The organism is Halomonas halodenitrificans DSM 735, assembly GCF_000620045.1.
Taxonomy (GTDB): Bacteria; Pseudomonadota; Gammaproteobacteria; order Pseudomonadales; family Halomonadaceae; genus Halomonas; species Halomonas halodenitrificans.
Genome location: NZ_KK211059.1, coordinates 40,986 through 50,880, shown reverse-complemented (window position 1 = coordinate 50,880; position 9,895 = coordinate 40,986). Strand labels below are relative to the sequence as shown.

Sequence of the window (9,895 nt, the reverse complement as noted above, 5' to 3'; positions counted from 1 at the left end):
TGGCGTCCCATAGGGGGTTCGAACCCCTGTTACCGCCGTGAAAGGGCGGTGTCCTGGACCACTAGACGAATGGGACGCAATGTCTCGCCTCGTCGAGATGGCGCGCATATTATCTTCCCCCTGACCGCGTGTCAAGCTTTGACATGCCTTCCAGATCAGGCAGTTGACAGGCCACCCGTCGATGGATAGAGTACGCGCCGCTGGCTACGTAGCTCAGCTGGTTAGAGCACATCACTCATAATGATGGGGTCCCCTGTTCGAATCAGGGCGTAGCCACCAGCCAACACGAAGAAGCCCGCCCGGTTCGCCGGGCGGGCTTCTTTGGTTTGCGCCTTTCCTGCCTTGCCATGCTCTCCTGCTCTTGCCTTGCCGCCCTGCCCTCTCGGCCATTCGTGGCACGAGAGCACCGGGCAACAAAGCCCATGGCGTCCGATGCAGGCTATTCCAGGACGCCCCGGTTGCAGAAGGCGGTCAGCACTCGCGCCAGATAGGCCACATCCTGGCTCCCCGCCGTCTCACGAATCGAGTGCATGGCCCACTGGGGCACCCCCACATCCAGGGTCGGCACACCGAGCTCGGTGGCGGTGATCGGGCCGATGGTGCTGCCACACCCCATATCGGCGCGGGTCACGAAGCTCTGCACCGGCACCTCGGCCTCGCGACAGAGATCACGAAACAGTGCCGCGGTGGCGCTATTGGTGGCATAGCGCTGACTGGCATTGACCTTGATCACCGGGCCACCATTAAGCGCGGGACCATGGGCCGCATCGTGCTTGTCCGCAAAATTGGGGTGCAGGGCATGGGCGTTGTCGCAGGACACCATCCGGGAGGCCTGGATCAAGCGGATAAACCCCTCCTCGCTGCCGTCGCCGAGCCGCTCGTTGACCCGCCGCAGAACATCCCCCAGGAAGGGCCCCTGGGCACCGCAGGCACTGGCGCTGCCCACTTCTTCATGGTCGTTGGCTACCAGCAGGGCACCCTGGCGGCCATCGCTGGCCAACAGCGCCTCCAGGCCGATAAAACACGAGAGCAGGTTATCGAGCCGAGCACTGGCGATCAGCTCACCGTTGACCCCGACCCGGGCGGGCGGCTGCATATCATGGAGGCCCAGCTCGAAGTCGAGCAGTTCGAACGCCTCGAGACCATGCTGCTCGGCGATCCATGCCTTGAGCAGCCGCGTCAGATCATCGCCCTCCCCGCCCTGCAGCAGCACCGGCGGCATCTGAGTCTGGGCATTCAGCGCCCGGCCGCTGTTGGCCTCGCGATCCAGGTGAATCGCCAGGCTGGGAATGATCGCCACGGGACGGTCGACGTGAAGCAGCCGCCCCTCGAGGCGTCCATCGGGGTGGCGCACACTCACTCGCCCGGCGAGGCCCAGGTCGCGGTCGAACCAGGGCGCCAGCAGCGCCCCGCCGTAGACCTCGACGCCCAGCTGAAGCCAGCCGGCGGTGGTCTGGGCGGCATTGGGCTTGAGCCGCAGCCCGGGACTGTCGGTATGCGCGCCCATCATGCGCAACGCCTCGAGCCGGCCCTCGGGCAGCTGCATGGCGATGATGGATGAATCGTTACGCGTCACGAAGACTCGTTCACCGGGCGATAACGCCCATGCCTCGCGCTCATCGAGGCGCCGGAAGCCGGCGGACTCGAGGCGGGCGGCCATCATGGCGGTGGCATGCCAGGGGGTAGGCGAGCGATGCAGGAAATCGAGAAGCCGCTGAAGGAGATCGTCCTGGGACAACATGGAGTCCTCTGGGTCAAGTCAGGGTGTAGATGATGGGCACAGCGGGTAAGCTGCTACAATGATCCGCCGGCCCGCGCAACTCACGGGACGGATAACGGTCAAGGGAAATGAGTGTACATCAAACCGGGAGAGCTTCATTGATGAGCCCGCTTGCCCATACGGGACGATCCATGGCCCTGCTGGCAGCACTACTGCTGGCCGCCGGCGTCGCCCTGGCTCAGCCAGAACCCACCGACGCCCAGCGCCAGGTTGCCACCGAAATGGCCGAATCGCTGCGCTACGGTCACTATGCCGATATCAGCCTGGATGACGGCTGGTCACGCCAGGCCTTCGAGCGCTATCTCGATGTGCTCGACGGCCAGCGCGCCTTTCTTACCCAGCAGGACGTGGCCGAGTTTCTCCCGCTGGAAGAGCAGGTCGATGACGCCCTGCTCGATGGCGAGCTGGCTCCCTTCTTCGCGCTCTATCAGCGCTACCACGAGCGCGCCGAGGCCCGCTTCGAGTGGCTCCTGACACGCCTCGACGAGGGCCTCGACTTCACCTTCGACGGGCAACAGCGCCTGGAGGTGGACCGCGAGGATGCCCCCTGGGCGGCGAGCCACGAGACCCTCGATGAGCTATGGATGCGTCGTCTCAAGAATGCCGCTCTGACCCTGGCGATCAGCGACCAGGACGCCGAACAGGTCGAGACCAATCTTCGTCAGCGCTACGAGGGTCAGCTCAACCGTCTTCGTCAAACCAACGAAGAAGACGTCTTCGGACTATTGATGGCAGCGGTCACCGGCAGCATCGACCCTCACACCGGCTATCTGTCTCCCCGTCAGGGCGAGTCCTTCGATATCCAGATGCGTCTCTCGCTGGAAGGAATCGGCGCCCTGCTTCAGGCCGACGGCGAGTACGTCAAGGTCGCCAGCCTCGTCACCGGCGGCCCCGCCGAGCGGGCCGGCGTGCTGGAGCCCGCCGACCGCATCATCGGAGTGGGTCAGGAAGACGGCGAGATGGTCAACGTGGTGGGCATGCGTCTGGATGCGGTGGTGGAGCTGATCCGCGGCCCCAAGGGCTCGGTGGTGCGTCTCGACGTGGTCCCCGCCCAGGCGGTGGACATGACGCGCTCCAAGGAAGTCCAGATCACCCGGGACACCGTGAAGCTCGAGGACCAGGCGGCCCAGAGCGAAGTGATCGAGATCGAACGCGATGACGGCCAGCACCGCGTCGGCGTGATCACCGTGCCGACCTTCTATGTCGACTTCGACGCCTGGCAGGCCGGCGAAGAAGACTATCGCAGCACCACCCGGGATGTGGCCCAGGAGATCGAGGCGCTGCAGAGCCAGGGGGTCGAAGGCATGGTACTCGACCTGCGCAACAATGGTGGCGGCGCCCTGCAGGAAGCCAATTCCCTGATCGGGCTGTTTATCGATCGCGGCCCCACCGTTCAGGTGCGCGACGCACGCGGGCGCATCAGTCTCTACGGCGACACCGAAACCGGCGCCGTCTACGACGGCCCCCTGACGGTGCTGGTCAACCGCCTGTCGGCCTCCGCCTCGGAAATCTTCGCCGGCGCCATCCAGGACTACGGCCGCGGCCTGGTGGTGGGCACCCCCACCTTCGGCAAGGGCACGGTGCAGACTCTCAATGACCTTAGCCACGGCGAAATCAAGCTGACCCGCGCCAAGTTCTACCGCATCTCCGGCGAGAGCACCCAGCATCGCGGCGTGGAGCCGGACATCATCTTCCCGAGTCTGATCGACCCCGACCTGATCGGCGAAAGCAGTCTCGACAACGCCCTGGACTGGGATACCGTGCGCTCGGTGCAGTACCGAGAGTATGGCGAGCCGTGGCGGTTCCTGGAGACGCTTCGCGACCGCCACCGCCGGCGCGCCGTGACACAACCCAACTTTCGCTACCTCGAACAACGAGCCGAGCTGAATCGCCGGATGCGCGAGGAAACCACCAGCGTCAGCCTGAATCGAGAGGTACGCCAGGCGGAGACCGAGGCCCAGGAAGCCGAACAGCTCGCCCTGGAGAACCAGCGCCGCGACGAACTCGGCCTGGAACTACTGGAAGAATGGACCGACACCCGCGACGAAAAGGATGAGAGCGACGACGACGAAGAGCCGGTGGAACGAGTGAAGCTTCAGGAAGCCGCCCAGATCCTGCTCGATTACGCCCAGCTCGAGAACAACTTCCGCTTCGCCCACCGAGACTAGCGGCACTCACGCCTCGGCCCGGCAAGCATCACAAAAAGGCCGTCGCCCCAGTGGCGACGGCCTTTTTTTCCGCCCATCGTGCATTAGCGATATCTAGCAGATGGCGACAGCATTGCCGAGGCGGCTAGCGGCGCCCAACAGGCAGACACGCGAAAACGCCGGAACGCGTCCAGGGCGATGATAACGACAGAAAGAATGGAGCACTGCCAGGGGGAAAAGATGGCTCCCGGAGCAGGACTCGAACCTGCGACCCAGTGATTAACAGTCACTTGCTCTACCAACTGAGCTATCCGGGAATAACCTGAGGCGACGATAGTAGGCGGTTGGCTCCTCGAGCAGGACTCGAACCTGCGACCCAGTGATTAACAGTCACTTGCTCTACCAACTGAGCTATCGAGGAATCACGCCGCATCGCTGCGATGTTGATGCCATCTTGGCTCCCGGAGCAGGACTCGAACCTGCGACCCAGTGATTAACAGTCACTTGCTCTACCAACTGAGCTATCCGGGAATGGCGTCGAACACGGTGCGTAGTATACGGATACGGCCAGGAAGGTCAAGGACCCAGGCGATGATTCCTGTTCTGTCGCCCCTGACGCACAGCGCCCGCGCGACGTATGCCGGCGGGCGCTGAAGAAACCTGGTGGCTACGCCCTGATTCGAACAGGGGACCCCATCATTATGAGTGATGTGCTCTAACCAGCTGAGCTACGTAGCCTTTTCACGACATTGCTCGACCTCGGCCGAGCAATGGAGACGTATTATGCACGCGGACTCACCGCTTGGCAAGCCCGCAGCAGCGTTCTTATGACTCGATATCGAGCGCTTCGCGCACCGTGGCCAGGCCGTTGTCGCCGTCGCGAGCCTCGACCCCGTCGAGCCAGCCCTCGAGCACCTCGGGATTGGCCTGCAGGTAGTCACGCGCGGCATCACGGGGGTTCTCGCCCTCTTCCATGATCTCGCCCATCAGCTGGCTCTCCATCTCGAGGGTGAACACGAGATTATCCAACAGCGCCCCCACGTTGCCGCACTCTTCGGTGAAGCCGGCCCGGGTGTTGGTATAGATGGTGGCACCACCGAGGTCGGGGCCGAAGTAGTCGTCGGCTCCGGTGAGATAGGCCATATCGAAATCGGTGTTCATCGGATGCGGCTCCCAGCCCAGGAACACCATCCACCCTTCATCCGGGACCCTGGCACCCAATTCGGACAGCATGCCCGCCTCGCTGGAGTCGACGAGCTGCCAGCCGCCCAGGCCGAAGGCATCGTCATCGATCATTTTCTGGATCATCTGGTTGCCGTCGTTACCGGCTTCGATACCATGGATGTTGCTGTCGAACTTGTCGGCATGCTCATCCAGGTCGGCCAGCGACGTGACGCCGGCATCGTATACGTACTGCGGCACCGCCAGGGTGTACTTGGCCCCTTCGAGGTTGGCGCGCAGACGGTCGACGGTGCCATCCTCGACATAGGGGTCACTGATCGATGCCATGGAGGGCATCCAGTTGCCCAGGAAGATATCGAAGTCGCCATTCTTCATCCCCTGGTAGGCGATAGGCACGGAAACCGTATCGATACGAGTGTCGTAACCAAGCGCCTCGAACACCTCGGTGGCCAGCGCAGTAGTCGCCGTGATGTCGGTCCAGCCCACTTCGGCGAAGCGCAGCGTGCTGCAGCTTTCCGGCTCCTGAGCATAAAGCGGGGAGGCAGCCAGGACCAGGGTGGCGGCGCCCAGGCCAAGGCCCATGCGGCGGTGAGTACGACGAGACAGGCGAGATGCGTTCATGAGAAATCCTCTGGGGAAGAAACTTGAGTATGGCCGAAATCTGCCATCTTTTTATTGATTGAACGTTCAATAAAGAAATGGCAAGCTGTGCCTATCCTAACCGCACATACCGGTGTGGTGGCAAGTCATCCGCATAAAAGAGGGGCAAAACGATGCCCAAGGTCGGAATGGAACCCATCCGCCGCCAGCAGTTGATCAAGGCGACCATGGCGGCCATTGATGAAGTCGGCCTGTCAGATGTTACCGTGGCACGCATCGCACGGCATGCCGGGGTCTCGGCCGGCATCATCAGCCATTACTTCGGCGGCAAGGACGGCCTGCTCGAGGCCACCATGCGACAGATCCTGACTGACCTGGGCGATGCCGTGGCCGCCAACCGCCAAGCGCTACGGCACGACACCCCGCGCGCTCGCCTGGAAGCCATCATCGAGGGCAATTTCGACCGCAGCCAGGTGACTGACCCGGTCGCCAAGACCTGGTTGGCCTTCTGGGCCAGCAGCATGCACAAGCCGCGTCTCGCTCGACTACAGCAGATCAATGACCGGCGCCTATACTCAAATCTGTGCGCCCAGTTCCGCTGCCTGATGCCGCTCGACGAGGCTCGCCTGGCCTCCCGCACCCTGGCGGCGGTGATCGATGGGCTGTGGCTGCGCGGGGCGCTGACGCCGGAGGGGCTGCATGCCGCCGGCGCGAGGCGTGTTGCACTCGCCACCCTCGACCGACTGCTATCCATTTCCGACCGACCGCTTTCCACTTCCGACGCTGCCACCACCGCCTCTTGAAGGAGAGATTCATGACCGCAACAAATGCCCTCCCCCTCTATATCGACGGCCACACGGTCGACACTACCTCGGGTGACACCTTCGAGGTTCACAACCCCTTCGACGGCAGCCTGCTGACCCGCGTGCAGCAGGCCTCCAGCGCCGATGTCGACAGGGCCGTGGCTGCCGCCAGGCGCGGGCAACGCGAATGGGCCGCCATGAGCGGCATGCAGCGTGGGCGTATCCTGCAGCGCGCCGTGGCGCTGTTGAGAGACCGGAATGATGAGATCGCCGAGCTCGAGACGCGTAACACCGGCAAGCCGATCAGCGAGACCGCCGCGGTGGATATCGTCACCGGCGCCGATGCCCTGGAGTATTACGCCGGGCTGGCCGCCGCCATCGAAGGCACCCAGATCCCGCTGCGCGAAGACTCCTTCGTCTACACCCGCCGCGAACCGTTGGGTGTCATCGGTGCCATCGGCGCCTGGAACTATCCCATCCAGATCGCCTGCTGGAAGGCGGCGCCTGCCCTGGCTGCCGGCAATGCCGTGGTCTTCAAGCCCAGCGAAGTAACCCCGGTTACCGCCATGAAGCTGGCCGAGATCCTGACCGAGGCCGGCCTGCCCGATGGCGTGTTCAATGTGGTGCACGGCGCCGGTGAGGTGGGTGCCATGCTCACCGAGCACCCCGATATCGCCAAGGTCACCTTCACCGGTGAGGTCGGTACCGGCAAGAAGGTGATGGCGGCCGCCGGTGGCTCGACCCTCAAGGAGGTCACCATGGAGCTGGGCGGCAAGTCACCGCTGATCGTCTTCGCCGACGCCGACCTCGACCGCGCCGCCGATGCCGCCATGATGGCCAACTTCTACTCCAGCGGTCAGGTCTGCACCAACGGCACCCGGGTCTTCGTGGAGCAATCGGTGAAGGCCGATTTCGAGGCGAAACTCAAGGCGCGCGTGGCGCGCATCAAGGCCGGTGATCCGCTGGATCCGAGCACCAACTTCGGCCCGCTGGTGAGCTTCGAGCATCAGGCCAAGGTGCTCTCCTATATCGAGCTGGGTCGGCAGGAAGGCGCCACACTGCTGGCCGGCGGGGAGCGCTGGGACCAGGACGATCAGGCGAGCATCGCCTGGTCGAAAGGGGCCTGGGCGGCACCCACGGTGTTCAGCGACTGCACCGACGATATGCGCCTGGTGCGCGAGGAAATCTTCGGCCCGGTAATGGCCGTGCTTGCCTTCGATGATGAGGAAGAGGTCATCCGCCGCGCCAACGACACCCACTACGGGCTGGCCGCCGGCCTCTTCACCGAGAGCCTCAATCGAGCCCATCGAGTGATTCATCGCCTGGAGGCGGGCATCTGCTGGATCAACACCTGGGGCGACTCTCCCGCCGAGATGCCGGTAGGCGGCTACAAGCAGTCCGGTGTAGGCCGCGAGAACGGTCTCGAGACCCTGGCCCACTACACCCAGACCAAGTCGGTGCAGGTGGAGATGGGGCCCTTCGAATCGGTGTTCTAAGCGCCGTGCCGCCGGAATCGCCCCTTGTACTGATGTTGCCTTGAGAGATTCTCCCATGACCCAGATCCGCGAATTCGACTACGTTATCATCGGCGCCGGCTCCGCCGGCAATGTGCTGGCCACCCGCCTGACCGAGGACGCCGATGTCTCGGTGCTGCTTCTCGAGGCCGGCGGCCCGGACCACCGCTTCGACTTCCGTACCCAGATGCCGGCGGCACTGGCCTACCCACTGCAGGGCAAGCGTTACAACTGGGCCTTCGAGACCGACCCGGAACCGCATATGAGCGGCCGGCGCATGGAATGTGGCCGCGGCAAGGGGCTGGGCGGGTCCTCGTTGATCAACGGCATGTGCTATATCCGCGGCAACGCCCTGGATTACGACGGCTGGGCCAAGGCACCGGGGCTCGAGGACTGGACCTACGCCGACTGCCTGCCCTACTTCCGCAAGTCCGAGTCCCGCGATATCGGCGCCAATGACTATCACGGCGGCGACGGCCCGGTGAGCGTCACGACGCCGAAAGAGGGCAACAACCCGCTCTACCGGACCTTCATCGAAGCGGGCAAGCAGGCCGGCTATCCGGAGACCGACGATGTCAACGGTTACCAGCAGGAAGGCTTCGGCCCCATGGACCGCTTCGTCACACCCAACGGCCGTCGTGCCTCGACGGCTCGCGGTTACCTGGACCAGGCCAAGGGGCGCCCGAACCTGACCATCGAGACCCGCGCCATCACCGACGTGATCGAGTTCGAAGGCAAGCGCGCCGTGGGCGTGCGCTACCGCCATCGCGGCCAGGAACAGCGGGTTCGCACTCGCCGTGAGGTGCTGCTGTGCGGCGGCGCCATCGCCTCGCCGCAGATCCTCCAGCGCTCCGGTGTGGGCCCGAGGGAGGTCCTGGAGGCGCTCGACATCACCCCGGTGCATGTCAACGACAATGTCGGCGCACACCTCCAGGATCACCTGGAGATGTATATCCAGTACGAATGCAGCCAGCCCATTTCTCTCTATCCGGCGCTGAAGTGGTGGAACCAGCCGAAAATCGGCGCCGAATGGCTGTTTCTCGGGCGTGGGGTCGGCGCCAGCAACCAGTTCGAGGCGGCCGGCTTCATCCGCAGCAATGACCGGGAGGAATGGCCCAACCTGCAATACCATTTTCTGCCCATTGCCATCAGCTACAACGGCAAGAGCGCGGTTCAGGCCCATGGCTTCCAGGCCCATGTGGGCTCCATGCGCTCCGAGAGCCGTGGCCGCGTCCGCCTGACCTCCCGGGATCCCGAGGCGGCACCGAGCATCCTGTTCAACTACATGTCGAAGGAGAAGGACTGGCAGGAGTTTCGCGATGCCATCCGCCTGACCCGCGATATCATCCGCCAGCCGGCCTTCGACGCCTACCGAGGCCGTGAAATTTCCCCCGGCCCCGACGTGCAGAGCGATGCCGAGCTGGACGACTTCGTGCGCGGCAACGCCGAGACCGCCTACCACCCCTGCGGCAGCTGTCGCATGGGCGAGGGCGACGATGCCGTGGTAGACGGCCAGGGCCGGGTGCACGGCGTCGAGGGGCTACGCGTCGTGGACGCTTCGCTGTTCCCCCTGATTCCGACCGGCAACCTCAATGCGCCGACCATCATGCTGGCCGAGAAGATGGCCGACCGCATTCGCGGCCGCGATGCGCTGCCGAAAAGCGAAGCCCCTTACCATGTGGCCGGCGATGCCCCGGCCCGAGGTAAACCCGAACGACCTGCCGCGCACGGCTGAGCCTCTGGCTGCCGGCATGGCAAAGGCTCCCGGGCCGGCAGCATGACATCTTCTCGCGTTGGCCGGCTCCGGTGATGTAAGCTATCCTGAAAGAATTCAAACATCTGTTCGAACTCTTGTCGCTTACTACCACC

The 9,895-nt window shown here is 64.1% G+C and carries 6 protein-coding genes and 6 tRNA genes; 5 read left to right on the top strand and 7 right to left on the bottom strand.

Annotated elements, in window-relative coordinates; translation table 11 throughout:
• Nucleotides 1-76: transfer RNA gene (locus tag Q358_RS0115045), tRNA-Glu, on the bottom strand.
• Between the two features lie 126 nt (nucleotides 77-202).
• Here Q358_RS0115045 and Q358_RS0115040 point away from each other — a divergent pair.
• Nucleotides 203-279, top strand: a tRNA-Met gene (locus Q358_RS0115040).
• A gap of 160 nt (nucleotides 280-439) precedes the next feature.
• Here Q358_RS0115040 and Q358_RS0115035 read toward each other — a convergent pair.
• Nucleotides 440-1,741 carry a M18 family aminopeptidase gene (locus Q358_RS0115035; RefSeq protein WP_043488567.1) on the bottom strand — a complete coding sequence of 434 codons (1,302 nt, stop codon included), beginning with the start codon at nucleotides 1,739-1,741 and terminating at the stop codon, nucleotides 440-442.
• 140 nt (nucleotides 1,742-1,881) lie between these two features.
• Here Q358_RS0115035 and Q358_RS0115030 point away from each other — a divergent pair, with 140 nt between their 5' ends.
• The gene (locus Q358_RS0115030; protein WP_027962723.1) at nucleotides 1,882-3,948 is read left to right on the top strand and encodes a carboxy terminal-processing peptidase; all 2,067 of its coding nucleotides are present in this window, start codon (nucleotides 1,882-1,884) and stop codon (nucleotides 3,946-3,948) included.
• Nucleotides 3,949-4,168: 220 nt separating this feature from the next.
• Here Q358_RS0115030 and Q358_RS0115025 read toward each other — a convergent pair.
• The 5 genes from Q358_RS0115025 to Q358_RS0115005 form a co-directional block, all read right to left on the bottom strand.
• A tRNA-Asn gene (locus Q358_RS0115025) sits at nucleotides 4,169-4,244 on the bottom strand.
• A gap of 28 nt (nucleotides 4,245-4,272) precedes the next feature.
• Nucleotides 4,273-4,348: transfer RNA gene (locus tag Q358_RS0115020), tRNA-Asn, on the bottom strand.
• Between the two features lie 34 nt (nucleotides 4,349-4,382).
• Nucleotides 4,383-4,458 (bottom strand) — tRNA-Asn (locus Q358_RS0115015).
• 130 nt (nucleotides 4,459-4,588) lie between these two features.
• Nucleotides 4,589-4,665, bottom strand: a tRNA-Met gene (locus tag Q358_RS0115010).
• An 87-nt stretch (nucleotides 4,666-4,752) separates the two neighbouring features.
• A complete protein-coding gene (locus Q358_RS0115005; protein WP_027962722.1) occupies nucleotides 4,753-5,730 on the bottom strand; it encodes a choline ABC transporter substrate-binding protein in 978 nt (325 codons plus the stop codon).
• Nucleotides 5,731-5,882: 152 nt separating this feature from the next.
• Here Q358_RS0115005 and betI point away from each other — a divergent pair, with 152 nt between their 5' ends.
• The 3 genes from betI to betA are packed head-to-tail and all read left to right on the top strand — an operon-like array spanning nucleotide 5,883 to nucleotide 9,761.
• Nucleotides 5,883-6,512: a transcriptional regulator BetI gene (betI, locus tag Q358_RS0115000; RefSeq protein ID WP_211248344.1), complete on the top strand. Its 630-nt coding sequence runs from the start codon at nucleotides 5,883-5,885 to the stop codon at nucleotides 6,510-6,512.
• A gap of 11 nt (nucleotides 6,513-6,523) precedes the next feature.
• Nucleotides 6,524-8,008: a betaine-aldehyde dehydrogenase gene (gene betB, locus Q358_RS0114995; RefSeq protein ID WP_027962720.1), complete on the top strand. Its 1,485-nt coding sequence runs from the start codon at nucleotides 6,524-6,526 to the stop codon at nucleotides 8,006-8,008.
• Between the two features lie 55 nt (nucleotides 8,009-8,063).
• Nucleotides 8,064-9,761: a choline dehydrogenase gene (gene betA, locus Q358_RS0114990; protein WP_027962719.1), complete on the top strand. Its 1,698-nt coding sequence runs from the start codon at nucleotides 8,064-8,066 to the stop codon at nucleotides 9,759-9,761.
• Nucleotides 9,762-9,895 lie beyond the last annotated feature (134 nt).